Consider the following 24276-nt stretch of genomic DNA (forward strand, 5'->3'; position numbering starts at 1 on the left):
GGGCGATTACTTGCGGATCGGCTTACGCGGACCTTTACGGGTACGCGCGTTGGTCTTGGTACGCTGACCGCGTACTGGCAGACCACGACGATGACGCAGACCGCGATAGCAACCGAGGTCCATCAAGCGCTTGATTTTCATGTTGATTTCGCGACGCAGATCACCTTCAGTGGTGAACTTCGCCACTTCGCCACGCAGCTGTTCAATTTGCTCGTCGCTCAGATCTTTGATCTTTGCTGCTGGGTTTACCCCAGTCACTGCACAGATCTTCTGCGCAGTAGTGCGACCAACACCATAGATGTAGGTCAGCGAGATAACAGTATGCTTGTTATCTGGAATGTTGACGCCTGCAATACGGGCCATTCAGTGGGACTCCAATTGACAGCTACCTACGCCCCGGAAGCCAAGAAATAGGGCGCGAGATAATATCGCTGTAATAACAAATAATCAACCCGGCAGCGCACTAGCTGCCGGGCTTGAAGCACAATCACACTCAGCCTTGGCGCTGTTTGTGACGCGGTTCCGCGCTGCAAATTACTCGAACAACACCTTCGCGGCGAATAATCTTGCAGTTACGGCACAGCTTTTTCACCGATGCACGAACTTTCATCACCAACTCCTCGAACCTTATGGGTCAGCGCAGCATGCCGCTGCCGTAACCCTTCAGGTTGGCTTTCTTCATCAGGGATTCGTACTGGTGCGAAACGAGGTGCGATTGTACTTGGGACATGAAGTCCATCACAACCACGACGACGATCAGCAACGAGGTCCCGCCAAGGTAGAACGGAACGTTTGCCGCAACCACCAGGAACTGGGGCAACAGACACACGGCCGTCATATAGAGAGCACCGAACAGGGTCAAACGAGTCAGAACGCCATCAATGTAGCGCGCAGACTGCTCACCTGGACGGATGCCCGGAATAAAGGCACCGGACTTCTTCAGGTTTTCCGCTACGTCTTTCGGATTGAACATCAACGCCGTATAGAAGAAGCAGAAGAAAATAATCCCTGCACTAAACAGCAGAATATTCAACGGCTGACCAGGAGCGATCGACTGCGAGATGTCCTGCAGCCAGCCCAGACCTTCAGACTGACCAAACCAGGTACCCAACGAAGCCGGGAACAGCAAGATGCTGCTCGCGAAAATAGCCGGAATAACACCGGCCATGTTCACCTTCAGCGGCAGGTGGCTGGTCTGCGCAGCAAAAACCTTACGGCCCTGCTGACGCTTGGCGTAGTGAACAGCAATACGACGCTGGCCACGCTCAATGAACACCACAAAACCGATAATCGCTACTGCCAGCAAACCGATGGCAACCAGGGCAAAAATGTTGATATCACCCTGACGCGCAGACTCGAAAGACTGCCCGATCGCTCTCGGAAGACCGGCGACGATACCTGCGAATATCAACATCGAGATACCGTTGCCAACACCACGCTCAGTAATCTGCTCACCCAGCCACATCATGAACATTGCGCCCGCCACAAAAGTGGTTACCGCAACGAAATGGAAGCCAAAGTCACCAGTGAACGCAACGCCCTGCCCCGCCAGACCAATGGACATGCCAATTGCCTGGACGAGAGCGAGGACGACAGTGCCGTAGCGGGTGTACTGAGCGATCTTGCGACGCCCAGCTTCACCTTCCTTCTTCAACTGCTCCAACTGCGGGCTGACGGCTGTCATCAGTTGCATGATGATCGATGCCGAGATGTACGGCATGATCCCCAGTGCAAAGATGCTCATCCGCTCCAGCGCGCCGCCGGAAAACATGTTGAACAAGCTAAGAATGGTCCCCTCATTCTGTCGAAACAGGTCCGCGAGTCGGTCCGGGTTGATACCTGGAACCGGGATGTGTGCGCCTATTCGGTAGACGATAATCGCCAGGAACAGAAAACGCAGACGAGCCCAGAGTTCAGACATACCGCCTTTGCCGAGCGCAGAGAGAGCACCTTGCTTAGCCATTTATTCCTCGAACTTGCCGCCAGCTGCTTCGATAGCCGCACGCGCACCTTTGGTGGCGCCGATTCCCTTGCCGATAGTGACAGCGCGAGTCACTTCACCGGACAGCATGATTTTCACACGCTGTACGTTGACGTTGATCACGTTGGCATCTTTCAGGGACTGCACAGTGACGATGTCGCCTTCCACTTTAGCCAGCTCGGACAGACGCACTTCTGCGCGGTCCATGGCTTTCAGGGAAACGAAACCGAACTTAGGCAGGCGACGATGCAGCGGCTGTTGACCGCCTTCAAAGCCTGGAGCAATGGTGCCACCGGAGCGGGAGGTTTGACCTTTGTGGCCACGGCCACCAGTCTTACCCAAACCGCTACCGATACCACGGCCCGGACGATGCTTTTCGCGACGGGAACCCGGCGCTGGACTCAGATCATTGAGTTTCATCGATTAACCCTCGACACGCAGCATGTAGTAAGCCTTGTTGATCATCCCGCGATTCTCGGGAGTATCCAGTACTTCTACAGTGTGACCGATGCGACGCAGACCCAGACCCTTAACGCACAGTTTGTGGTTAGGGATGCGGCCGGTCATGCTTTTGATCAGCGTTACTTTAACGGTAGCCATGATCAGAAGATCTCCTTGACGCTTTTGCCACGCTTGGCGGCAATGGATTCAGGAGATTGCATAGCTTTCAAACCTTTGAAAGTGGCGTGAACCACGTTTACCGGGTTAGTCGAGCCGTAGCACTTGGCCAGAACGTTCTGAACGCCAGCAACCTCGAGGACAGCACGCATAGCGCCGCCAGCGATGATACCGGTACCTTCAGAAGCAGGCTGCATGTACACCTTGGAAGCGCCATGGGCGGATTTCATTGCGTACTGCAGAGTGGTGCCGTTCAGGTCCACTTGGATCATGTTGCGACGAGCAGCTTCCATTGCCTTCTGGATTGCAGCAGGCACTTCACGCGACTTGCCACGGCCGAAGCCAACACGGCCCTTACCATCACCAACCACGGTCAACGCGGTGAAGGTGAAGATACGGCCGCCTTTAACGGTTTTGGCTACGCGGTTAACTTGAACCAGCTTCTCGATGTAGCCTTCGTCGCGCTTTTGGTCGTTATTTGACATAACTTAGAACTCCAGCCCAGCTTCACGAGCAGCATCAGCCAGCGCTTTAACGCGGCCGTGGTACTTGAAGCCAGAGCGGTCGAAAGCCACTTGCGAGACGCCAGCGGCCTTAGCACGCGTAGCGACCAGCTGGCCAACCTTTGTGGCCGCGTCAATGTTGCCAGTGGCACCATCACGCAGTTCTTTGTCCAAAGTCGAGGCAGATGCCAGAACTTTGTTGCCGTCGGCCGAAATGACCTGGGCGTAGATGTGCTGCGAAGAGCGGAACACGCAGAGACGCACGACTTCTAGTTCGTGCATTTTCAGGCGTGCTTTGCGAGCGCGACGCAGTCGAGTAACTTTTTTGTCGGTCATTTGCTATGCCCTACTTCTTCTTGGCTTCTTTACGACGGACGACTTCGTCCGCGTAGCGCACACCTTTGCCTTTGTACGGCTCTGGTGGACGGAAGTCGCGGATCTCGGCGGCCACTTGACCTACCAGCTGCTTGTCGATGCCCTTGATCAGGATATCGGTCTGGCTAGGAGTCTCAGCGGTGATGCCTTCCGGCAGTTCGTAATCCACTGGGTGCGAGAAGCCGAGAGCCAGGTTCAGCACTGTGCCTTTTGCTTGCGCTTTGTAACCAACACCGACCAGCTGGAGCTTGCGCTCGAAGCCTTGGCTTACGCCTTGGACCATGTTGTTTACCAACGCACGAGTGGTACCAGCCATTGCGCGAGTCTGTTGATCGCCATTGCGAGCAGCGAAACGCAGCTCACCGGCTTCTTCAACGATCTCAACGGACGAATGGATGTTCAGTTCAAGAGTACCCTTGGCACCCTTCACCGAAAGCTGTTGGCCTGCGAATTTTACTTCGACACCGGCTGGCAGCTTAACGGGGTTCTTAGCGACGCGAGACATGCTTATCCCCCCTTAGAACACAGTGCAAAGAACTTCGCCGCCGACACCGGCAGCGCGCGCAGCACGATCCGTCATCACACCTTTGTTGGTGGAGACGATAGACACACCGAGACCGCCACGAACTTTTGGCAGATCATCGACGGACTTGTACTGACGCAGGCCTGGACGGCTAACGCGCTTCACTTCTTCGATGACCGGACGGCCTTCGAAATATTTCAGCTCGATAGACAGCAGTGGTTTGATTTCGCTGCTGATCTGATAACCCGCGATGTAACCTTCGTCCTTCAGGACTTTAGCTACAGCCACCTTCAACGTGGAAGACGGCATGCTTACGACGGACTTTTCAGCCATCTGGGCATTACGGATTCGAGTTAGCATGTCCGCTAACGGGTCCTGCATACTCATGGGCTAGACGCTCCTAATACAGAAAAATTAGCCTTGCGGCTACTACGTGTCGCCGAGAATCTCCGAGCATAAAAAACACGGGCTCAGGCGAGCCGGATATTCTAGACACACTCCGGAAATGAAACAAGCCCCAAAAGGGGCTTGATTCAGATTCAAGGCCACCGATGGTCGGGATCATGCGATCCCGACCATCGAGACTTTGACAGCACTTACCAGCTGGCTTTAACCAGACCTGGTACGTCACCACGCATTGCAGCTTCACGCAGTTTGTTACGGCCAAGGCCGAACTTGCGGTAAACGCCGTGCGGACGACCAGTCAGGCGGCAGCGGTTACGCATGCGCGCAGCGCTTGCGTCACGTGGCTGCTTCTGCAGAGCTACTGTAGCTTCCCAACGCGCTTCTGGACTTGCGTTCAGATCAACGATGATAGCTTTCAGCGCTGCACGCTTGGTGGCGTACTTGGCAACGGTGAGCTGACGCTTCAGCTCACGGTTTTTCATGCTCTTCTTGGCCATTTTCCTACTCCAATCAGTTGCGGAACGGGAATTTGAAAGCACGCAGCAGAGCGCGGCCTTCATCATCGTTCTTGGCAGTGGTGGTCAGGGTAATGTCCAGACCGCGGAGAGCGTCGATCTTGTCGTAATCGATTTCCGGGAAAATGATCTGCTCTTTCACGCCCATGCTGTAGTTACCACGACCATCGAAGGACTTGGCATTCAGGCCGCGGAAGTCGCGAACCCGAGGCAGGGAGATCGACAGCAGACGATCCAGGAACTCGTACATACGCTCACGGCGCAGAGTCACTTTGACGCCGATCGGCCAACCTTCACGGACTTTAAAGCCAGCGATGGATTTCCGAGCGTAAGTCACAACGACTTTTTGACCGGTGATCTTTTCCAGGTCAGCAACAGCGTGCTCGATGACTTTTTTGTCGCCGATCGCTTCGCCCAGACCCATGTTCAGGGTGATTTTGGTAACGCGCGGAACTTCCATCACGTTCGAAAGCTTAAGTTCTTCCTTAAGTTTCGGAGCAATTTCCTTCCGGTAAATCTCTTTTAGTCGTGCCATGGTCTCATCTACCTAGCAGTGTTCAAGCATCAACCGCTTTTTGGGTCGACTTGAAGACACGAATTTTCTTGCCGTCTTCTACTTTGAAACCAACGCGGTCAGCCTTGTTGGTTTCGCCGTTGAAAATGGCGACGTTAGAAGCGTCCAGTGGAGCTTCTTTTTCGACGATACCGCCCTGCACGCCCGACATCGGGTTTGGCTTGGTATGACGCTTGACCAGGTTCAGACCACCAATAACCAGACGGTTGTTAGCGAGAACCTTAAGCACCTTACCGCGCTTACCTTTGTCTTTGCCGGCGATCACGATGATCTCGTCGTCACGACGAATCTTTTGCATGTCGGATCTCCTTACAGCACTTCTGGGGCGAGCGAGACGATCTTCATGAACTTCTCAGTACGAAGTTCACGGGTCACTGGCCCAAAGATACGGGTGCCGATCGGCTCTTGCTTGTTGTTCAACAGAACAGCAGCGTTGCCATCAAAGCGGATAATGGAGCCATCAGCACGGCGAACACCGTGGCGAGTGCGGACTACAACAGCAGTCATCACTTGGCCTTTTTTCACTTTACCGCGAGGAATTGCTTCCTTCACGGTAACTTTGATGATGTCACCGATACCAGCGTAACGACGATGGGAGCCACCCAGCACCTTGATGCACATAACGCGGCGTGCGCCGCTGTTATCGGCCACATCGAGCATGGATTGAGTCTGAATCATATAATTTCTCCGACCCCTAGTCCTTAGACTTCCACAGCGCGTTCGAGAACATCAACCAGTGCCCAAGACTTGGTCTTGGCCAGCGGACGAGTTTCACGAATAGTGACTTTGTCGCCGATGTGGCACTGATTGGTTTCGTCGTGCGCGTGCAGCTTAGTCGAACGCTTAACGTATTTACCGTAGATCGGGTGCTTAACGCGGCGCTCGATCAGAACGGTGATGGTCTTGTCCATCTTGTCGCTGACAACACGGCCAGTCAGCGTACGGACAGTTTTTTCGGCTTCAGCCATGATTACTTACCTGCCTGCTGGTTGAGCACAGTCTTCACGCGAGCGATGTCACGTTTAACTTGCGAGAGCAGATGAGACTGCCCCAACTGGCCAGTTGCTTTCTGCATACGCAGATTGAACTGGTCGCGCAGCAGGCCGAGCAGTTGCTCGTTCAGCTGCTGTGCTGATTTTTCACGAAGTTCATTCGCTTTCATCACATCACCGTCCGCTTAACAAAGGAGGTGGCGAGTGGCAGCTTTGCAGCAGCCAGGGCGAACGCCTCACGCGCCAACTCTTCAGAAACACCCTCGATTTCATACAGGACTTTGCCTGGCTGAATCTGGGCAACCCAGTATTCCACGTTACCCTTACCTTTACCCATCCGAACTTCGAGTGGCTTTTTGGTTACAGGCTTGTCCGGGAACACACGGATCCAGATCTTGCCGCCACGTTTTACGTGACGGGTCAGAGCACGACGCGCTGACTCGATCTGACGAGCGGTGAGACGACCACGAGCTACAGACTTCAGCGCATACTCGCCGAAGCTGACTTTGCTACCGCGCAATGCCAGACCACGGTTGTGGCCAGTCATTTGCTTGCGGAACTTCGTACGCTTTGGTTGCAACATTTGGCGTACCCCTTACTTAGCAGCTTTTTTACGAGGCGCTGGTGCTTGTGGTTTCAGCTCTTCTTGGCGACCACCAATTACTTCGCCTTTGAAGATCCAAACCTTTACACCGATCACACCGTAGGTGGTGTGAGCTTCGTAGTTGGCATAGTCGATGTCGGCACGCAGGGTGTGCAGTGGCACACGACCTTCGCGATACCATTCAGTACGTGCGATTTCAGCACCGCCGAGACGACCGCTCACTTGGATTTTGATGCCTTTGGCACCAATGCGCATGGCGTTCTGAACAGCGCGCTTCATAGCGCGACGGAACATTACGCGACGCTCCAGCTGCTGAGCTACGCTCTGCGCAACCAGCATACCGTCGAGTTCCGGCTTGCGGATCTCTTCGATATTGATGTGCACAGGCACACCCATTTGCTTGGTCAGGTCCTGGCGCAGTTTCTCAACATCTTCACCTTTCTTCCCGATAACGATACCTGGGCGAGCGGTGTGGATGGTGATACGTGCAGTTTGGGCCGGACGATGGATATCGATACGGCTTACGGACGCGCTTTTTAGTTTGTCTTGGAGATACTCACGCACCTTCAGATCAGCGAACAAGTAGTCCGCATAAGTCCGACCGTCTGCGTACCAGACGGAGGTGTGCTCCTTGACGATTCCCAGGCGAATGCCAATGGGATGTACTTTCTGACCCATCTCTTCGACTCCGTTACTTGTCAGCAACCTTGACAGTGATATGGCAAGACCGCTTGACGATGCGATCAGCACGGCCTTTGGCACGTGGCATGATGCGCTTCAGCGAACGCCCTTCGTTGACGAAAACGGTGCTGACCTTCAGGTCATCAACGTCTGCGCCTTCGTTATGCTCGGCGTTGGCTACGGCCGACTCCAGCACTTTCTTCATGATCTCGGCGGCTTTCTTACTGCTGAAAGCCAACAGGTTGAGCGCTTCGCCCACCTTCTTCCCGCGGATCTGGTCGGCGACCAAGCGGGCTTTCTGGGCGGAGATTCGAGCGCCCGACAACTTAGCGGCTACTTCCATTTCCTAACCCCTTAACGCTTGGCTTTCTTGTCTGCCACGTGCCCACGATAAGTGCGGGTACCGGCGAACTCGCCCAGTTTGTGGCCGACCATGTCTTCGTTAACGAGAACTGGGACGTGTTGACGACCGTTGTGTACTGCGATGGTCAGACCGACCATTTGTGGCAGGATCATCGAACGACGCGACCAGGTTTTCACCGGTTTGCGATCATTCTTTTCCGCCGCCACTTCGATCTTCTTCAGTAGGTGAAGATCGATAAAAGGACCTTTTTTCAGAGAACGTGGCACTGTCGTATCCCTCTATTTACTTGCGACGACGGACGATCATTTTGTCGGTACGCTTATTACCACGAGTCTTCGCGCCCTTAGTCGGGAAGCCCCATGGCGATACCGGATGACGACCACCAGAGGTACGACCTTCACCACCACCATGTGGGTGGTCAACCGGGTTCATGGCAACACCACGAACGGTTGGGCGAACGCCACGCCAGCGTTTGGCACCAGCTTTACCCAGCGAACGCAGGCTGTGCTCGGAGTTCGAGACTTCGCCCAGGGTCGCACGGCATTCAGCCAGGACTTTACGCATTTCACCGGAACGCAGACGCAGGGTCACGTAAACGCCTTCACGAGCGATCAGCTGAGCCGAAGCACCAGCGGAACGAGCGATCTGAGCGCCTTTACCCGGCTTCAGTTCGATGCCGTGTACGGTGGAACCGACTGGAATGTTGCGCAGTTGCAGAGCGTTGCCTGGCTTGATTGGAGCCAGTGCGCCTGCGATCAGCTGGTCGCCAGCACTCACGCCTTTAGGGGCGATGATGTAGCGGCGCTCGCCGTCTGCGTAGCACAGCAGTGCGATGTGAGCAGTACGGTTTGGATCGTATTCGATACGCTCGACAGTGGCGACGATGCCATCTTTGTCGTTGCGACGGAAATCGACCATACGGTAATGCTGCTTATGACCACCACCGATATGACGGGTAGTAATACGGCCATTGTTGTTACGACCACCAGTCTTCGATTTTTTCTCGAGCAGCGGTGCGTGAGGAGCGCCTTTATGCAGCTCCTGGTTGACCACCTTGACCACAAAACGGCGGCCAGGGGAAGTCGGTTTGCATTTAACGATTGCCATGATGCACCCCTTCCTTACTCAGCACTGCTGCTGAAATCGAGATCTTGGCCTGGCTGAAGGGAGATAACTGCCTTCTTCCAGTCATTACGCTTGCCCAGACCGCGAGCAGTGCGCTTGCTCTTACCCAGAACATTCAGGGTAGTAACACGCTCTACTTTCACGCTGAACAGGCTTTCGACGGCCTTCTTGATTTCCAGCTTGGTTGCATCAGTAGCAACCTTGAAAACGAACTGGCCTTTCTTGTCTGCCAGAACCGTAGCCTTCTCGGAAACGTGCGGGCCAAGCAGAACTTTAAATACGCGTTCCTGGTTCATCCCAGCAGCTCCTCGAATTTCTTCACGGCCGACACGGTGATCAACACCTTGTCGTATGCGATCAGACTAACTGGATCGGAACCTTGCACGTCACGTACATCAACGTGTGGCAGGTTACGAGCAGCCAGGTACAGGTTCTGATCAACAGCGTCGGACACGATCAGAACGTCGGTCAGGCTCATGTTGTTCAGTTTGCCCAGCAGGTCTTTGGTTTTCGGCGTTTCAACGGCGAAATCCTGAACCACGACCAGACGATCAGTACGCACCAGCTCAGCAAGGATGGAACGCATTGCTGCGCGATACATCTTCTTGTTCAGCTTCTGGGAGTGATCCTGTGGACGAGCTGCGAAAGTGGTACCGCCGCCGCGCCAGATTGGGCTACGGATAGTACCGGCACGAGCACGGCCAGTACCTTTCTGACGCCATGGGCGCTTACCGCCACCACGAACGTCGGAACGGGTCTTTTGCTGCTTGCTACCTTGACGGCCGCCGGCCATGTAGGCCACGACTGCTTGGTGAACCAGCGTCTCGTTGAACTCGCCGCCAAATGTCAGTTCGGAAACTTCGATCGCTTGAGCGTCATTTACATTTAATTGCATGTCAGCTTCCCCTTAACCGCGAGCCTTGGCTGCTGGACGTACAACCAAGTTGCCGCCAGTAGCGCCAGGAACAGCGCCCTTGACCAACAACAGATTGCGTTCAGCGTCCACGCGCACTACTTCGAGGGACTGCACGGTCACGCGCTCAGCGCCCATATGACCGGACATTTTTTTGCCCTTGAATACACGACCAGGAGTCTGGCACTGGCCGATAGAGCCTGGAACGCGGTGGGACACGGAGTTACCGTGGGTATTATCTTGCCCGCGGAAGTTCCAACGCTTGATCGTACCCTGGAAGCCTTTACCCTTGGACTGACCGGTTACATCAACCAGTTGACCAGCGGCGAAGATTTCAGCGTTGATCAGATCGCCGGCCTGGTACTCGCCTTCTTCAAGGCGGAATTCCATTACGGTACGACCAGCGGCAACGTTCGCTTTAGCGAAGTGGCCAGCTTGAGCAGCTGTAACACGCGAAGCACGACGCTCGCCGACAGTGACTTGCACTGCACGATAGCCATCGGTTTCTTCAGTTTTGAACTGGGTGACGCGATTCGGCTCGATCTCAATGACCGTGACCGGAATGGAGACACCTTCTTCGGTGAAAATACGGGTCATACCGCATTTACGACCGACTACACCAATAGTCATGTTGTAAACCTCATGAGTGTACGGGGCTTTCACCCGCTATGGCCGCCCATTTCAGAGCGTTACACGACTAAGACCGAGTCTTAGCCGAGGCTGATCTGCACTTCCACACCGGCCGCAAGATCAAGCTTCATAAGTGCATCAACGGTTTTATCCGTTGGCTGGACGATGTCCAGAACGCGCTTATGAGTACGGATCTCGTACTGGTCACGCGCGTCTTTGTTGACGTGCGGGGAGACCAGAACGGTGAACCGCTCTTTACGGGTAGGCAGTGGAATTGGACCACGCACTTGAGCACCAGTACGTTTCGCGGTTTCCACGATTTCCTGGGTGGATTGGTCGATCAGGCGATGGTCAAAAGCCTTCAACCTGATACGGATTTGCTGATTTTGCATTGGATTTCAGACTCCGGCTGCTATTCCCAGCGAGCGCAATACGCCCGTTAAAAGGAGGCGCAATTCTATAGACGGGCTATCACAGTGTCAACTCAATAAAAAAAGCCCCCGCTGAGCGGGGGCTTTTTTCAAGTCATCACTTACTTAAGCGATGATTTTGGCTACGACGCCAGCGCCGACGGTACGACCGCCTTCACGGATAGCGAAACGCAGACCATCTTCCATTGCGATGGTTTTGATCAGGGTGACAACCATTTTGATGTTGTCGCCTGGCATTACCATTTCAACGCCTTCCGGCAGTTCGCAGTTACCGGTCACGTCAGTGGTCCGGAAGTAGAACTGTGGACGGTAGCCTTTGAAGAACGGAGTGTGACGACCGCCTTCTTCTTTGCTCAACACGTACACTTCAGCTTCGAAGGTAGTGTGCGGCTTAACCGAACCTGGCTTGACCAGAACCTGGCCACGCTCAACGTCGTCACGCTTGGTGCCGCGCAGCAGCACGCCGCAGTTCTCGCCAGCACGACCTTCGTCGAGCAGCTTACGGAACATTTCAACACCGGTGCAGGTGGTGACGGTAGTGTCACGCAGACCAACGATTTCCAGTGGATCCTGAACCTTGACGATACCGCGCTCGATACGACCAGTTACAACAGTACCGCGACCCGAGATCGAGAATACGTCTTCGATTGGCATCAGGAACGGCTTGTCGATAACACGGACCGGATCTGGAATGTAGCTGTCCAGAGTCTCAACCAGTTTACGAACGGCAGTGGTGCCCATTTCGTTGTCGTCTTGGCCGTTCAGAGCCATCAGAGCCGAACCGATGATGATCGGAGTGTCGTCACCTGGGAAGTCGTAAGTGCTCAGCAGATCGCGCACTTCCATCTCAACCAGTTCCAGCAGCTCAGCGTCGTCTACCATGTCAGCCTTGTTCAGGAAGACAACGATGTACGGAACGCCAACCTGACGGGACAGCAGGATGTGCTCACGGGTTTGTGGCATCGGACCATCAGCGGCCGAGCAAACCAGGATAGCGCCGTCCATCTGAGCAGCACCGGTGATCATGTTCTTCACGTAGTCAGCGTGACCTGGGCAGTCGACGTGAGCGTAGTGACGGATCAGCGAGTTGTATTCAACGTGCGCGGTGTTGATGGTGATACCACGAGCCTTTTCTTCTGGAGCGCTGTCGATTTTATCGAAAGCAACAACAGCCGAACCGAAAACTTCGGAGCAGACGCGAGTCAGAGCAGCGGTCAGCGTGGTTTTACCGTGGTCGACGTGACCGATGGTGCCAACGTTGACGTGCGGGAGGGTACGGTCAAATTTTTCTTTAGCCACGACAATTAACTCCTTGCCTAAAGGGCTGAATCAGCCTTGTTTTTTGGTTACAGTTTCGACGATGTGCGTCGGAGCTGGATTGTATTTTTTGAATTCCATGGAGTAGCTTGCGCGACCTTGGGACATGGAACGAACGTCGGTTGCATAACCGAACATTTCACCCAACGGCACTTCAGCACGAATTACCTTGCCGGAAACCGTGTCTTCCATACCCAGGATCATGCCGCGACGACGGTTAAGGTCGCCCATCACGTCACCCATGTAGTCTTCAGGCGTAACAACTTCTACTGCCATGATCGGCTCGAGCAACTCACCACCGCCCTTCTGGGCCAGTTGCTTGGTCGCCATGGAAGCAGCCACCTTGAACGCCATCTCGTTGGAGTCGACGTCGTGGTAAGAACCATCGAACACGGTAGCCTTCAGGCCGATCAGCGGATAGCCGGCAACAACGCCGTTCTTCATCTGCTCTTCGATACCCTTCTGGATAGCCGGGATGTATTCCTTAGGAACCACACCACCCACTACTTCGTTCAGGAATTGCAGACCTTCCTGACCTTCGTCAGCAGGAGCAAAACGAATCCAGCAGTGACCGAACTGGCCACGACCGCCGGACTGACGAACGAACTTGCCTTCGATTTCGCAGTTCTTCGTGATGCGCTCACGATAGGAAACCTGAGGCTTGCCGATGTTGGCTTCGACGTTGAACTCACGGCGCATCCGGTCAACCAGGATGTCCAAGTGCAGCTCGCCCATGCCGGAGATGATCGTTTGACCAGTCTCTTCATCGGTTTTAACGCGGAAAGATGGATCTTCCTGAGCAAGTTTGCCCAGAGCGATACCCATTTTTTCCTGGTCATCCTTGGTCTTAGGCTCTACGGCAACCGAAATAACCGGCTCCGGGAAGTCCATGCGAACCAGGATGATTGGCTTGTCAGCGTTGCAGAGGGTTTCACCAGTGGTGACGTCCTTCATGCCGATCAGGGCCGCGATGTCACCAGCGCGTACTTCCTTGATCTCTTCACGGGCGTTTGCGTGCATTTGCACCATACGACCCACGCGCTCTTTCTTGCCTTTAACCGAGTTGATCACGCCGTCGCCGGAGCTCAACACGCCCGAGTAAACGCGGACGAAGGTCAAAGTACCCACGAATGGGTCGGTAGCGATCTTGAACGCCAGAGCCGAGAACGGCTCCGCATCGTCTGCATGACGCTCCAGTTCGATAGTCTCGTCATCCGGGTCAGTACCCTTGATGGCAGGAATATCCGTAGGTGCAGGCAGGTAGTCGATAACGGCGTCGAGAACCAGGGGAACACCCTTGTTCTTGAAGGAAGAACCGCAAACAGCCAAGACGATCTCACCAGCGATAGTACGCTGACGCAGAGCGGCCTTGATTTCCTCGTTGGTGAGTTCTTCACCTTCGAGGTACTTGTTCATCAGCTCTTCGTTGGCTTCGGCAGCAGCCTCAACCATGTTGTTGCGCCATTCGTCAGCCAGTTCCTGCAGTTCAGCAGGGATAGCTTCACGACGTGGAGTCATGCCTTTGTCAGCATCGTTCCAGTAGACGGCTTCCATGTTGAGCAGATCGATCTGCCCCTGGAAGTTGTCTTCCGAACCAATGGCCAACTGGATTGGCACCGGAGTGTGACCCAGACGCTGCTTGATCTGAGCGATCACGCGCAGGAAGTTCGCACCAGCACGGTCCATCTTGTTGACGTAAACAAGACGTGGAACGCCGTATTTGTTGGCTTGACGCCATACGGTTTCCGACTGTGGCTCAACACCCGAAGTACCGCAGAACACAACGACAGCGCCGTCGAGTACGCGCAGGGAACGTTCAACTTCAATAGTGAAGTCTACGTGGCCCGGGGTATCGATTACGTTGAAGCGATGCTCGTCTTTGTACTGCTTGGCAGAACCTTTCCAGAAGGCGGTGATCGCAGCAGAAGTAATGGTAATACCACGCTCCTGCTCCTGCACCATCCAGTCTGTGGTCGCGGCGCCGTCATGCACCTCGCCCATCTTGTGACTTTTGCCAGTGTAAAAAAGGACGCGCTCGGTGGTGGTGGTTTTACCAGCATCCACGTGAGCGACGATACCGATGTTACGGTAGCGACTAATCGGAGTAGTACGAGCCATAAAGCCCTCGCAAAATTAGTGAAGCTAAAATTAGAAGCGGTAGTGCGAGAAAGCTTTGTTAGCTTCGGCCATACGGTGCACGTCTTCACGCTTCTTAACAGCAGCACCTTTACCTTCAGCAGCGTCCAACAGTTCGCCGGCCAAACGCAGAGCCATAGACTTCTCGCCGCGCTTACGGGCGAAGTCTACCAACCAGCGCATTGCCAGGGCGTTACGACGGGACGGGCGAACTTCGACCGGAACCTGGTAAGTAGCACCGCCTACACGGCGCGACTTCACTTCGACCAGCGGAGCGATGGCGTCGAGAGCTTTCTCGAAGATTTCCAGGGGATCGCTGTTCTTGCGTTCTTTAACCTTTTCCAGCGCGCCATAAACGATACGCTCGGCAACGGCTTTCTTGCCGCTTTCCATCACGTGGTTCATGAACTTGGCCAGGATTTGGCTTCCGTATTTTGGATCGTCAAGCACTTCGCGCTTGGCTGCTACGCGTCTTCTTGGCATGGATAAGCCCTCAAACGGTCTTCAGGTTCGCTCGGAATCGGTGCCCTTGCGGGACGCCTCCGACCTTACTCTTATCGACTCAGAAAATAAGATGATTCAGTTTTTACAAAAAGCCGCTACTACTTAGGCTTCTTGGTACCGTACTTCGAACGACCCTGGTTACGACCTTTAACGCCGGAAGTATCCAAGGAGCCGCGTACGGTGTGGTAACGAACACCTGGCAAGTCTTTTACACGACCGCCGCGGATCAGTACCACGCTGTGCTCTTGCAGGTTGTGGCCTTCACCGCCGATGTACGAGGAAACCTCGAAACCGTTGGTCAGACGCACACGGCATACTTTACGCAGTGCCGAGTTAGGTTTTTTCGGCGTGGTGGTATACACACGGGTGCATACGCCACGACGTTGCGGGCAGTTCTGCAGCGCAGGCACGTCGGATTTCTCGACGATACGCTTACGCGGCTGACGTACCAGCTGGTTGATAGTTGCCATCTACTAGCTCCACTGTTGTCTTGCGACGCTATTGTCTTGCAAGAAAAGCAAAATGGCAGGAACGAATTCCCGCCAAATTTAGGGGTACAAGAGTCTAAAGAGGATCTTGCCCCCAGTCAAGGCAAGGCCCCAACCTCCCCACCCATTGAACCTCGACAAATTGTCAGGATTCGACGAACGGAGCGGTCAGGGCCTTACGCTCATTTATCGCAGAACTCAGTTACCGCTCGAGTTCAGCGCTTCGGTCAGTGCAGCTTCCACTTCACTGGCGCTTACGCGCAACGGTTTGTCAGCATCACGGCGACGCTTGCGCTCGCTGTGATAAGCCAGACCGGTACCAGCCGGGATCAGACGACCCACGACCACGTTTTCTTTCAGGCCGCGCAGGTAGTCGCGCTTGCCGGTTACCGCCGCTTCGGTCAGTACACGAGTGGTCTCTTGGAAAGAGGCCGCCGAGATGAACGATTCGGTGGACAACGACGCCTTGGTGATACCCAGCAGAACGCGAGTGAACTTGGAGACGAACTTGTCGTCGCCAGCCAAACGCTCGTTCTCGACCAGCACGTGAGTCAATTCCATCTGGTCGCCCTTGATGAAAGTGGAATCGCCGGATTCAGCGATTTCAACTTTACGCAGCATCTGACGCAGGATGGTCTCGATGTGCTTATCGTTGATCTTCACGCCTTGCAGACGGTAAACGTCCTGGATCTCGTTGACGATGTACTTGGCCAGCGCACTTACACCCAGCAGACGCAGGATGTCGTGTGGATCGCTCGGGCCGTCGGAGATAACTTCGCCGCGGTTTACCTGTTCGCCTTCGAAGACGTTCAGGTGACGCCACTTCGGAATCAGCTCTTCGTACGGATCGGTACCGTCGTTCGGAGTGATAACCAGACGGCGCTTGCCTTTGGTCTCTTTACCGAACGCGATGGTGCCGCTGACTTCCGCCAGAATCGAGGCTTCTTTCGGACGACGAGCTTCGAACAAGTCGGCAACACGCGGCAGACCACCGGTGATGTCACGGGTCTTCGAAGTCTCTTGTGGAATACGCGCGATAACATCACCGATCGCGATTTTCGCACCATCCGCTACACCGACCAGGGCGTTGGCTGGCAGGAAGTACTGAGCAATTACGTCAGTGCCTGGCAGCAACAGATCCTTGCCGTTATCGTCGACCATCTTCACGGCAGGACGGATGTCTTTACCGGCAGCTGGACGATCTTTGGCGTCGAGTACTTCAATGTTGGTCATACCGGTCAATTCGTCAGTCTGACGCTTGATCGTGATGCCTTCTTCCATGCCCACGTAGGTCACGGTACCTTTCATTTCGGTAACGATTGGGTGAGTGTGCGGATCCCACTTGGCCACGATTGCGCCAGCGTCGACCTTGTCACCCTCTTTAACCGAAATCACAGCACCGTACGGCAGCTTGTAGCGCTCACGCTCACGACCGTAGTCATCAGCGATCGCCAGCTCACCGGAACGGGACACAGCAACCAGGCAACCATCCACTCGCTCAACGTGCTTCAGGTTATGCAGACGGACGGTACCGCCATTCTTCACCTGAACGCTGTCGGCTGCGGAGGTCCGGCTTGCCGCACCACCGATGTGGAACGTACGCATGGTCAGCTGGGTACCCGGCTCACCGATGGACTGGGCAGCGATTACGCCGACCGCTTCACCGATGTTCACCTGGTGACCACGAGCCAGATCACGGCCGTAGCACTTGGCGCAGATGCCGTAGCGGGTTTCGCAGCTGATCGGCGAACGCACGATCACTTCGTCGATGCTGTTCAGCTCGATGAACTCGACCCACTTCTCGTCAACCAGGGTGCCAGCAGGAACGATGACGTCCTCGGTACCTGGCTTGAACACGTCACGGGCAATAACACGACCCAATACGCGCTCACCCAGCGGCTCTACAACGTCACCGCCTTCAATGTGCGGAGTCATCAGCAGGCCGTGCTCGGTGCCGCAGTCGATCTCGGTTACAACCAGATCTTGTGCCACGTCTACCAGACGACGAGTCAGGTAACCGGAGTTAGCGGTTTTCAACGCGGTATCCGCCAGACCTTTACGAGCACCGTGAGTGGAGATGAAGTACTGGAGTACGCTCAAACCTTCACGGAAGTTCGCAGTGATCGGCGTTTCAATGATGGAACCGTCCGGCTTGGCCATCAGGCCACGCATACCGGCGAGCTGACGGATCTGCGCAGCAGAACCCCGTGCGCCCGAGTCGGCCATCATGTACATCGAGTTGAAGGACTCTTGCTCGACTTCGACGCCATGACGGTCGATGACTTTCTCTTTCGAGAGGTTGGCCATCATCGCCTTGGAAACTTCGTCGTTCGCCTTGGACCAAAGGTCGATCACTTTGTTGTACTTCTCGCCCTGGGTTACCAGGCCGGAGGCGTACTGACTTTCGATCTCTTTCACTTCATCGGTGGCTGCACTGATGATGCGGGCTTTTTCATCCGGGATAACGAAGTCGTTAACACCGATGGAAACGCCGGAAATGGTCGAATAGGCAAAACCGGTGTACATCAGCTGGTCAGCGAAGATCACGGTCTCTTTCAAACCAACCACGCGGTAGCACTGGTTGATCAGCTTGGAGATCGCCTTTTTCTTCATCGGCAGGTTGACGACATCGTACGACAGACCTTTCGGCACAACCTGGTACAACAAGGCACGGCCGACAGTGGTGTCGACGATACGAACGTTGCTCACGCTGCCGCCATCACGGTCGTTGACGGTTTCATGGATGCGCACTTTGACCTTGGCGTGCAGTGCGGCTTCGCCGGCACGGAACACACGGTCAACTTCTTGCAGATCCGCGAACACACGACCTTCGCCCTTGGCGTTGATCGCTTCACGCGTCATGTAGTACAGACCCAATACAACGTCCTGCGACGGAACGATGATTGGCTCACCGTTGGCTGGCGACAGGATGTTGTTGGTCGACATCATCAACGCACGCGCTTCCAACTGGGCTTCCAGTGTCAGCGGTACGTGCACGGCCATTTGGTCGCCGTCGAAGTCGGCGTTGTACGCAGCACAGACCAGAGGGTGCAGCTGGATAGCCTTACCTTCGATCAGTACCGGTTCAAACGCCTGGATACCCAGACGGTGAAGGGTCGGTGCACGGTTGAGGAGAACCGGGTGTTCACGGATCACTTCAGCGAGAACGTCCCAAACCTCTGGCAGTTCGCGCTCGACCATTTTCTTGGCCGCTTTGATGGTGGTCGCCAGACCACGCATTTCCAGCTTGCCGAAAATGAACGGTTTGAACAGCTCGAGAGCCATTTTCTTCGGCAGACCGCACTGGTGCAGACGCAGGGTCGGGCCTACGGTAATTACCGAACGACCGGAGTAGTCAACACGCTTACCGAGCAAGTTCTGACGGAAACGACCCTGCTTACCCTTGATCATGTCAGCCAGGGATTTCAGAGGACGCTTGTTGGAACCGGTGATAGCGCGGCCACGACGACCGTTGTCGAGCAGTGCATCGACAGCTTCCTGCAACATACGCTTTTCGTTGCGCACGATGATGTCCGGAGCGGACAGATCAAGCAGGCGCTTCAAACGGTTGTTACGGTTGATCACTCGACGATACAGATCGTTGAGGTCGGAAGTCGCGAAGCGACCGCCATCCAGCGGGACCAGTGGACGCAGGTCTGGCGGCAGAACCGGCAGAACGGTCAGCACCATCCATTCTGGAAGGTTGCCGGAACCCTGGAAGGCTTCCATCAACTTCAGACGCTTGGACAGCTTCTTGATCTTGGTTTCCGAGTTGGTTTGCGGAATTTCTTCACGCAGGCGGCCAATCTCGTGCTCCAGGTCGATAGCGTGCAGCAGTTCGCGGACAGCTTCGGCACCCATGCGGGCATCGAAATCGTCGCCGAACTCTTCCAGCGCTTCGAAGTACTGCTCGTCGTTGAGCAGCTGACCTTTTTCAAGGGTGGTCATGCCTGGATCGATAACGACGTAGCTCTCGAAGTAGAGAACGCGTTCGATATCACGCAGGGTCATGTCCATCAGCAAGCCAATACGCGACGGCAGCGATTTCAGGAACCAGATGTGGGCAACTGGCGAGGCCAGTTCGATGTGCGCCATGCGCTCACGACGAACTTTTGCCAGTGCAACTTCAACGCCGCACTTCTCGCAGATCACACCACGGTGCTTCAAGCGCTTGTACTTACCGCACAGGCACTCGTAATCCTTTACCGGGCCAAAGATCTTGGCGCAGAACAGGCCGTCACGCTCAGGTTTGAACGTACGGTAGTTGATGGTTTCCGGCTTTTTAACTTCACCGAACGACCACGAACGGATCATCTCAGGCGATGCCAATCCGATACGGATGGCGTCGAACTCTTCGACTTGACCCTGGTTTTTCAGCAAATTCAGTAGGTCTTTCAAGGCCTTTCCTCCTGGCGGAGCAGAGAGCGGGCAATCGCGCCCCGCTCTCGATTCACGTCACGTGTTATTCGGTTTCCAGATCGATATCGATGCCGAGGGAACGAATTTCTTTGATCAACACGTTGAAGGACTCGGGCATGCCCGGCTCCATACGGTGATCGCCGTCCACGATGTTTTTGTACATCTTGGTCCGGCCGTTCACATCGTCCGACTTCACTGTGAGCATTTCTTGCAGAGTGTATGCAGCACCGTATGCTTCCAGTGCCCAGACCTCCATCTCCCCGAAACGCTGACCACCGAACTGCGCCTTACCACCCAGCGGCTGCTGGGTAACCAGGCTGTACGAACCGGTAGAACGAGCGTGCATCTTGTCGTCTACCAAGTGGTTCAGCTTCAGCATGTACATGTAGCCAACGGTAACCGGGCGCTCGAACTTGTTGCCGGTACGGCCGTCGGTCAGCTGCATCTGGCCGCTTTCTGGCAGGTCTGCCAGTTTCAGCATGGCCTTGATTTCGCTTTCCTTGGCACCGTCGAACACTGGAGTGGCCATTGGTACGCCGCCACGCAGGTTTTTCGCCAGATCCAGGATTTCCTGGTCGGAGAAGTCATCAAGACTTTCCTGGCGCCCGCCGATCTCGTTGTAGATCTCGTGCAGGAACTTGCGCAGCTCGGCAACTTTACGCTGCTCTTCGATCATGCGGTTGATCTTCTCGCCCAGACCCTTGGCCGCAAGGCCCAGGTGGGTTTCGAGAATCTGACCAACGTTCATACGCGAAGGTACGCCCAGTGGGTTGAGGACTACGTCGACCGGGGTGCCATTGGCATCGTGCGGCATGTCTTCAACCGGCATGATCACGGAGACCACACCTTTGTTACCGTGACGACCGGCCATCTTGTCGCCCGGCTGGATGCGGCGACGGATTGCCAGGTAAACCTTGACGATTTTCAGCACGCCTGGAGCCAGGTCATCGCCCTGCTGCAGTTTGCGCTTCTTGTCTTCGAACTTGTCGTCCAGCAGACGGCGGCGATCAACGATGTAGGCCTGGGCCTTCTCGAGCTGCTCGTTCAGAGCATCTTCAGCCATGCGCAGTTTGAACCACTGGCCGTGCTCAAGACCGTCGAGCACTTCGTCGGTGATCTCCTGACCTTTCTTCAGGCCGGCGCCGCCTTCGGCTTTGTGGCCGACCAGAGCGGAACGCAGACGTTCGAAAGTCGCGCCTTCAACGATACGGAACTCTTCGTTCAGATCCTTGCGGATCTCGTCGAGCTGAGTCTTCTCGATGGACAGAGCACGAGCATCACGCTCAACGCCGTCACGGGTGAAGACCTGTACGTCGATGACAGTGCCCTTGGTACCGGTTGGTACACGCAGGGATGTGTCTTTAACGTCGCTGGCTTTTTCACCGAAGATCGCACGCAGCAGTTTTTCTTCCGGAGTCAGTTGGGTCTCGCCTTTCGGAGTGACCTTACCCACCAGGATGTCGCCTGCGCCTACTTCAGCACCTACGTAAACGATACCGGCTTCGTCCAGCTTGTTCAGTGCCGCTTCACCCACGTTCGGGATGTCGGCAGTGATTTCCTCTGGCCCAAGCTTGGTGTCACGTGCCACACAGGTCAGTTCCTGGATGTGGATCGTGGTGAAGCGATCTTCCTGAACTACACGTTCCGACAGGCAGATGGAGTCTTCGAAGTTGAAGCCGTTCCATGCCATGAAGGCGATGCGCATGTTCTGACCCAGCGCCAGTTCACCCATGTCGGTGGACGGGCCGTCGGCCATGATATCGCTACGCTGAACCCGATCACCTTTACGCACCAGCGGACGCTGGTTGATGCAGGTGTTCTGGTTGGAGCGGGTGTACTTGGTCAGGTTGTAGATGTCGACACCAGCTTCGCCGGTTTCAACTTCGTCATCAGCAACACGAACCACGATACGGCTGGCGTCGACGGAATCGATAACGCCGCCACGACGAGCCACGACGCAAACGCCGGAGTCACGAGCTACGTTACGCTCCATGCCGGTACCGACCAGCGGCTTGTCAGCGCGCAGGGTGGGTACAGCTTGACGCTGCATGTTCGAACCCATCAACGCACGGTTGGCGTCATCGTGCTCGAGGAACGGGATCAGCGACGCTGCAACCGAAACTACCTGCTTGGGCGAGACGTCCATCAGGGTGACGTCTTCCGGCGCCTTGACGGTGAACTCGTTCAGGTGACGAACAGCTACCAACTCGTCGATCAGGACTTTCTTGTCGTTCATCGTGGCCGAAGCCTGAGCGATCACGTGATCAGCTTCTTCGATGGCGGACAGGAACACGATCTCGTCGGTAACCAGGGCGTCTTTCACCACACGGTACGGGCTCTCGAGGAAGCCGTACTGGTTGGTGCGCGCATAGGCCGCCAGGGAGTTGATCAGACCGATGTTCGGACCTTCCGGCGTTTCAATCGGGCAGACACGACCGTAGTGAGTCGGGTGTACGTCACGGACTTCAAAGCCAGCACGCTCACGAGTCAAACCGCCCGGGCCGAGTGCAGAGACACGACGCTTGTGGGTGATCTCGGACAGCGGGTTGTTCTGGTCCATGAACTGGGACAGCTGGCTGGAACCGAAGAACTCTTTCACCGCCGCAGCCACTGGCTTGGCGTTGATCAGGTCTTGCGGCATCAGGCCTTCGCTTTCAGCCATCGACAGACGCTCTTTGACCGCACGCTCAACACGTACCAGGCCAACGCGGAACTGGTTCTCGGCCATTTCGCCTACACAGCGAACACGACGGTTACCCAGGTGGTCGATGTCATCGACGATGCCTTTACCGTTACGGATGTCGACCAGGGTCTTCAGTACCGCGACGATGTCTTCCTTGCACAGCACGCCCGAACCTTCGATCTCGGTACGACCGATACGACGGTTGAACTTCATCCGGCCGACCGCAGACAGGTCATAGCGCTCAGGGCTGAAGAACAGGTTGTTGAACAGGGTCTCGGCAGCGTCTTTGGTTGGCGGCTCGCCTGGACGCATCATGCGATAGATCTCGACCAGCGCTTCCAATTGGTTGCTGGTGGAGTCGATCTTCAGGGTGTCGGAGACGAACGGACCGCAGTCGATATCGTTGGTGTACAGAGTCTCGACGCGAACAACCTGGGCCTTGGCGATTTTTGCCAGGATCTCGGTGTTCAGCTCGGTGTTGCACTCTGCCAGGATTTCGCCGGTTGCCGGGTGCACGATGGCCTTGGCGGTAGTGCGGCCCAGGACGTAGTCCAGAGGCACTTCCAGGGTCTTGAGGCCGGCTTTTTCGATCTGGTTGATGTGGCGCGCAGTAATACGGCGACCAGCCTCAACGATGACCTTGCCCTTCTCGTCCTGAATATCAAGAACAGCGATTTCACCACGCAGACGCGAAGCAATCAGTTCCAGACTGAGGGTTTCGCCGCTCAGGTGGAAAACGTTGGTGGTATAGAACGCGTCCAGCACTTCTTCAGTGGTATAGCCCAGCGCGCGCAGCAGTACCGATGCAGGCAGCTTGCGACGACGGTCGATACGCACGAATACGCAGTCTTTCGGGTCGAACTCGAAGTCCAGCCACGAACCGCGGTAAGGAATGATCCGCGCCGAGTACAGCAGTTTGCCAGAGCTGTGCGTCTTGCCACGGTCGTGGTCGAAGAACACGCCCGGGGAACGGTGCAGCTGGGAAACGATTACACGCTCGGTACCGTTGATTACGAAGGTACCGTTCTCAGTCATCAGGGGGATTTCACCCATGTAGACTTCTTGCTCTTTGATGTCCTTGATCGCTTTGTTCGACGATTCTTTGTCGAAAATGATCAGGCGCACTTTTACCCGCAAAGGTACGGCGTAAGTTACACCGCGCAATACGCATTCTTTGACATCAAATGCCGGTTCGCCCAGGCGATAACCGACGTACTCCAGCGCAGCATTGCCGGAGTAGCTGATGATCGGGAAAACGGATTTGAAGGCCGCATGCAGGCCCACGTCGCGGAACTGATCTTTAGTCGCTCCCGCTTGCAAGAATTCACGATACGAATCCAGCTGGATGGCCAGGAGGTAAGGCACATCCATGACGTCCGGCAACTTGCTAAAGTCCTTGCGGATACGTTTTTTCTCAGTATATGAGTAAGCCATCAGCGTTCCCCAGCTTGGTCACCTGCTTGTTTGGCCCCTCCCGACGGGAGCAGCCAGAAAA

The 24276-nt window shown here is 55.3% G+C and carries 30 protein-coding genes; all 30 read right to left on the reverse strand.

From position 1 onward, the window contains the following. Positions 1 to 6: 6 nt before the first annotated feature. The 30 genes from rpsM to rpoB all read right to left on the reverse strand — a co-directional run bounded on the left by rpsM (position 7) and on the right by rpoB (position 24215). Positions 7 to 363, reverse strand: coding sequence for a 30S ribosomal protein S13 (gene rpsM / locus QMK50_RS11000; protein ID WP_003186020.1), 357 nt, complete (start codon positions 361 to 363; stop codon positions 7 to 9). 130 nt (positions 364 to 493) lie between these two features. Then, positions 494 to 610 carry a 50S ribosomal protein L36 gene (gene rpmJ, locus QMK50_RS11005; RefSeq protein ID WP_002555468.1) on the reverse strand — a complete coding sequence of 39 codons (117 nt, stop codon included), beginning with the start codon at positions 608 to 610 and terminating at the stop codon, positions 494 to 496. A gap of 24 nt (positions 611 to 634) precedes the next feature. Next, on the reverse strand, positions 635 to 1963 hold the full coding sequence (gene secY, locus QMK50_RS11010; protein WP_095166168.1) for a preprotein translocase subunit SecY: 1329 nt from the start codon (positions 1961 to 1963) through the stop codon (positions 635 to 637). Then, positions 1964 to 2401, reverse strand: coding sequence for a 50S ribosomal protein L15 (gene rplO / locus QMK50_RS11015; RefSeq protein ID WP_003228720.1), 438 nt, complete (start codon positions 2399 to 2401; stop codon positions 1964 to 1966). Between the two features lie 3 nt (positions 2402 to 2404). Further along, complete coding sequence (rpmD, locus tag QMK50_RS11020) at positions 2405 to 2581, reverse strand: 50S ribosomal protein L30 (protein WP_003186033.1); 177 nt, start codon at positions 2579 to 2581, stop codon at positions 2405 to 2407. A gap of 2 nt (positions 2582 to 2583) precedes the next feature. After that, positions 2584 to 3084 (reverse strand): 30S ribosomal protein S5, encoded by a 501-nt coding sequence (gene rpsE / locus QMK50_RS11025; protein WP_003186035.1) that lies wholly within the window; start codon positions 3082 to 3084, stop codon positions 2584 to 2586. 3 nt (positions 3085 to 3087) lie between these two features. After that, entirely contained in the window at positions 3088 to 3438 is a 351-nt protein-coding gene (rplR, locus tag QMK50_RS11030) for a 50S ribosomal protein L18 (RefSeq protein WP_003186037.1), read from the reverse strand. A 10-nt stretch (positions 3439 to 3448) separates the two neighbouring features. Beyond that, the gene (gene rplF / locus QMK50_RS11035; protein WP_003176412.1) at positions 3449 to 3982 is read right to left on the reverse strand and encodes a 50S ribosomal protein L6; all 534 of its coding nucleotides are present in this window, start codon (positions 3980 to 3982) and stop codon (positions 3449 to 3451) included. A gap of 12 nt (positions 3983 to 3994) precedes the next feature. Next, entirely contained in the window at positions 3995 to 4387 is a 393-nt protein-coding gene (rpsH, locus tag QMK50_RS11040) for a 30S ribosomal protein S8 (protein WP_003186040.1), read from the reverse strand. Positions 4388 to 4596: 209 nt separating this feature from the next. Next, positions 4597 to 4902: a 30S ribosomal protein S14 gene (gene rpsN, locus QMK50_RS11045; RefSeq protein WP_007918460.1), complete on the reverse strand. Its 306-nt coding sequence runs from the start codon at positions 4900 to 4902 to the stop codon at positions 4597 to 4599. Between the two features lie 13 nt (positions 4903 to 4915). Continuing rightward, positions 4916 to 5455: a 50S ribosomal protein L5 gene (gene rplE, locus QMK50_RS11050; protein ID WP_003210069.1), complete on the reverse strand. Its 540-nt coding sequence runs from the start codon at positions 5453 to 5455 to the stop codon at positions 4916 to 4918. Between the two features lie 22 nt (positions 5456 to 5477). Continuing rightward, positions 5478 to 5792 carry a 50S ribosomal protein L24 gene (rplX, locus tag QMK50_RS11055; protein WP_003176416.1) on the reverse strand — a complete coding sequence of 105 codons (315 nt, stop codon included), beginning with the start codon at positions 5790 to 5792 and terminating at the stop codon, positions 5478 to 5480. A gap of 11 nt (positions 5793 to 5803) precedes the next feature. Next, positions 5804 to 6172 carry a 50S ribosomal protein L14 gene (gene rplN, locus QMK50_RS11060; RefSeq protein WP_002555479.1) on the reverse strand — a complete coding sequence of 123 codons (369 nt, stop codon included), beginning with the start codon at positions 6170 to 6172 and terminating at the stop codon, positions 5804 to 5806. Positions 6173 to 6195: 23 nt separating this feature from the next. Continuing rightward, positions 6196 to 6462, reverse strand: coding sequence for a 30S ribosomal protein S17 (rpsQ, locus tag QMK50_RS11065; RefSeq protein WP_003176419.1), 267 nt, complete (start codon positions 6460 to 6462; stop codon positions 6196 to 6198). Positions 6463 to 6464: 2 nt separating this feature from the next. Further along, positions 6465 to 6656, reverse strand: coding sequence for a 50S ribosomal protein L29 (rpmC, locus tag QMK50_RS11070; protein ID WP_002555481.1), 192 nt, complete (start codon positions 6654 to 6656; stop codon positions 6465 to 6467). Further along, positions 6656 to 7069 carry a 50S ribosomal protein L16 gene (rplP, locus tag QMK50_RS11075; RefSeq protein ID WP_027898303.1) on the reverse strand — a complete coding sequence of 138 codons (414 nt, stop codon included), beginning with the start codon at positions 7067 to 7069 and terminating at the stop codon, positions 6656 to 6658. Before rplP ends, rpmC begins: the two co-directional genes overlap by 1 nt. A gap of 12 nt (positions 7070 to 7081) precedes the next feature. Next, the gene (gene rpsC / locus QMK50_RS11080; protein WP_003176422.1) at positions 7082 to 7768 is read right to left on the reverse strand and encodes a 30S ribosomal protein S3; all 687 of its coding nucleotides are present in this window, start codon (positions 7766 to 7768) and stop codon (positions 7082 to 7084) included. 13 nt (positions 7769 to 7781) lie between these two features. Then, positions 7782 to 8114, reverse strand: a complete 333-nt coding sequence (rplV, locus tag QMK50_RS11085; RefSeq protein ID WP_003103908.1) for a 50S ribosomal protein L22 — start codon at positions 8112 to 8114, stop codon at positions 7782 to 7784. Between the two features lie 11 nt (positions 8115 to 8125). Further along, a complete protein-coding gene (gene rpsS, locus QMK50_RS11090) occupies positions 8126 to 8401 on the reverse strand; it encodes a 30S ribosomal protein S19 (RefSeq protein WP_002555486.1) in 276 nt (91 codons plus the stop codon). A 16-nt stretch (positions 8402 to 8417) separates the two neighbouring features. Next, on the reverse strand, positions 8418 to 9242 hold the full coding sequence (rplB, locus tag QMK50_RS11095) for a 50S ribosomal protein L2 (protein WP_003228734.1): 825 nt from the start codon (positions 9240 to 9242) through the stop codon (positions 8418 to 8420). Between the two features lie 14 nt (positions 9243 to 9256). Next, complete coding sequence (gene rplW, locus QMK50_RS11100; RefSeq protein WP_002555488.1) at positions 9257 to 9556, reverse strand: 50S ribosomal protein L23; 300 nt, start codon at positions 9554 to 9556, stop codon at positions 9257 to 9259. Then, entirely contained in the window at positions 9553 to 10155 is a 603-nt protein-coding gene (gene rplD, locus QMK50_RS11105) for a 50S ribosomal protein L4 (RefSeq protein WP_003228735.1), read from the reverse strand. Before rplD ends, rplW begins: the two co-directional genes overlap by 4 nt. A gap of 12 nt (positions 10156 to 10167) precedes the next feature. Further along, complete coding sequence (gene rplC / locus QMK50_RS11110; protein WP_003186059.1) at positions 10168 to 10803, reverse strand: 50S ribosomal protein L3; 636 nt, start codon at positions 10801 to 10803, stop codon at positions 10168 to 10170. A gap of 80 nt (positions 10804 to 10883) precedes the next feature. After that, a complete protein-coding gene (gene rpsJ, locus QMK50_RS11115) occupies positions 10884 to 11195 on the reverse strand; it encodes a 30S ribosomal protein S10 (protein WP_003186070.1) in 312 nt (103 codons plus the stop codon). 144 nt (positions 11196 to 11339) lie between these two features. Further along, a complete protein-coding gene (gene tuf / locus QMK50_RS11120; RefSeq protein ID WP_008145495.1) occupies positions 11340 to 12533 on the reverse strand; it encodes an elongation factor Tu in 1194 nt (397 codons plus the stop codon). 30 nt (positions 12534 to 12563) lie between these two features. Further along, the gene (gene fusA / locus QMK50_RS11125; RefSeq protein ID WP_095166166.1) at positions 12564 to 14669 is read right to left on the reverse strand and encodes an elongation factor G; all 2106 of its coding nucleotides are present in this window, start codon (positions 14667 to 14669) and stop codon (positions 12564 to 12566) included. A 30-nt stretch (positions 14670 to 14699) separates the two neighbouring features. Then, the gene (rpsG, locus tag QMK50_RS11130; protein ID WP_002555493.1) at positions 14700 to 15170 is read right to left on the reverse strand and encodes a 30S ribosomal protein S7; all 471 of its coding nucleotides are present in this window, start codon (positions 15168 to 15170) and stop codon (positions 14700 to 14702) included. A gap of 119 nt (positions 15171 to 15289) precedes the next feature. Next, a complete protein-coding gene (gene rpsL, locus QMK50_RS11135; protein ID WP_002555494.1) occupies positions 15290 to 15661 on the reverse strand; it encodes a 30S ribosomal protein S12 in 372 nt (123 codons plus the stop codon). Between the two features lie 216 nt (positions 15662 to 15877). Beyond that, complete coding sequence (rpoC, locus tag QMK50_RS11140) at positions 15878 to 20077, reverse strand: DNA-directed RNA polymerase subunit beta' (protein WP_095166164.1); 4200 nt, start codon at positions 20075 to 20077, stop codon at positions 15878 to 15880. A 64-nt stretch (positions 20078 to 20141) separates the two neighbouring features. After that, the gene (gene rpoB, locus QMK50_RS11145) at positions 20142 to 24215 is read right to left on the reverse strand and encodes a DNA-directed RNA polymerase subunit beta (protein ID WP_095166162.1); all 4074 of its coding nucleotides are present in this window, start codon (positions 24213 to 24215) and stop codon (positions 20142 to 20144) included. Positions 24216 to 24276: the final 61 nt, after the last annotated feature.

Origin of the sequence: Pseudomonas sp. P5_152 (assembly GCF_033989915.1) — a bacterium.
GTDB lineage: Bacteria > Pseudomonadota > Gammaproteobacteria > Pseudomonadales > Pseudomonadaceae > Aquipseudomonas.

Excerpts from the sequence above, each read along its gene's own strand:
- rpmD (WP_003186033.1), bottom strand. The coding sequence starts at position 2,581 with ATGGCTACCGTTAAAGTAACGCTGATCAAAAGCATGACCGGCCGCATC.
- rpsN (WP_007918460.1), bottom strand. The coding sequence starts at position 4,902 with ATGGCCAAGAAGAGCATGAAAAACCGTGAGCTGAAGCGTCAGCTCACC.
- rpoB (WP_095166162.1), bottom strand. The coding sequence starts at position 24,215 with ATGGCTTACTCATATACTGAGAAAAAACGTATCCGCAAGGACTTTAGC.
- rplD (WP_003228735.1), bottom strand. The coding sequence starts at position 10,155 with ATGCAATTAAATGTAAATGACGCTCAAGCGATCGAAGTTTCCGAACTG.
- rpsJ (WP_003186070.1), bottom strand. The coding sequence starts at position 11,195 with ATGCAAAATCAGCAAATCCGTATCAGGTTGAAGGCTTTTGACCATCGC.
- rpsG (WP_002555493.1), bottom strand. The coding sequence starts at position 15,170 with ATGCCAAGAAGACGCGTAGCAGCCAAGCGCGAAGTGCTTGACGATCCA.
- rplN (WP_002555479.1), bottom strand. The coding sequence starts at position 6,172 with ATGATTCAGACTCAATCCATGCTCGATGTGGCCGATAACAGCGGCGCA.
- rplO (WP_003228720.1), bottom strand. The coding sequence starts at position 2,401 with ATGAAACTCAATGATCTGAGTCCAGCGCCGGGTTCCCGTCGCGAAAAG.
- rplC (WP_003186059.1), bottom strand. The coding sequence starts at position 10,803 with ATGACTATTGGTGTAGTCGGTCGTAAATGCGGTATGACCCGTATTTTC.
- rplE (WP_003210069.1), bottom strand. The coding sequence starts at position 5,455 with ATGGCACGACTAAAAGAGATTTACCGGAAGGAAATTGCTCCGAAACTT.
- rpsQ (WP_003176419.1), bottom strand. The coding sequence starts at position 6,462 with ATGGCTGAAGCCGAAAAAACTGTCCGTACGCTGACTGGCCGTGTTGTC.
- secY (WP_095166168.1), bottom strand. The coding sequence starts at position 1,963 with ATGGCTAAGCAAGGTGCTCTCTCTGCGCTCGGCAAAGGCGGTATGTCT.
- rplR (WP_003186037.1), bottom strand. The coding sequence starts at position 3,438 with ATGACCGACAAAAAAGTTACTCGACTGCGTCGCGCTCGCAAAGCACGC.
- rplW (WP_002555488.1), bottom strand. The coding sequence starts at position 9,556 with ATGAACCAGGAACGCGTATTTAAAGTTCTGCTTGGCCCGCACGTTTCC.
- fusA (WP_095166166.1), bottom strand. The coding sequence starts at position 14,669 with ATGGCTCGTACTACTCCGATTAGTCGCTACCGTAACATCGGTATCGTC.
- rplP (WP_027898303.1), bottom strand. The coding sequence starts at position 7,069 with ATGTTGCAACCAAAGCGTACGAAGTTCCGCAAGCAAATGACTGGCCAC.
- rpsE (WP_003186035.1), bottom strand. The coding sequence starts at position 3,084 with ATGTCAAATAACGACCAAAAGCGCGACGAAGGCTACATCGAGAAGCTG.
- rplX (WP_003176416.1), bottom strand. The coding sequence starts at position 5,792 with ATGCAAAAGATTCGTCGTGACGACGAGATCATCGTGATCGCCGGCAAA.
- rpmJ (WP_002555468.1), bottom strand. The coding sequence starts at position 610 with ATGAAAGTTCGTGCATCGGTGAAAAAGCTGTGCCGTAACTGCAAGATT.
- rpsC (WP_003176422.1), bottom strand. The coding sequence starts at position 7,768 with ATGGGTCAGAAAGTACATCCCATTGGCATTCGCCTGGGAATCGTCAAG.
- rplV (WP_003103908.1), bottom strand. The coding sequence starts at position 8,114 with ATGGAAGTAGCCGCTAAGTTGTCGGGCGCTCGAATCTCCGCCCAGAAA.
- rplF (WP_003176412.1), bottom strand. The coding sequence starts at position 3,982 with ATGTCTCGCGTCGCTAAGAACCCCGTTAAGCTGCCAGCCGGTGTCGAA.
- rplB (WP_003228734.1), bottom strand. The coding sequence starts at position 9,242 with ATGGCAATCGTTAAATGCAAACCGACTTCCCCTGGCCGCCGTTTTGTG.
- rpsL (WP_002555494.1), bottom strand. The coding sequence starts at position 15,661 with ATGGCAACTATCAACCAGCTGGTACGTCAGCCGCGTAAGCGTATCGTC.
- rpsM (WP_003186020.1), bottom strand. The coding sequence starts at position 363 with ATGGCCCGTATTGCAGGCGTCAACATTCCAGATAACAAGCATACTGTT.
- rpsH (WP_003186040.1), bottom strand. The coding sequence starts at position 4,387 with ATGAGTATGCAGGACCCGTTAGCGGACATGCTAACTCGAATCCGTAAT.
- rpmC (WP_002555481.1), bottom strand. The coding sequence starts at position 6,656 with ATGAAAGCGAATGAACTTCGTGAAAAATCAGCACAGCAGCTGAACGAG.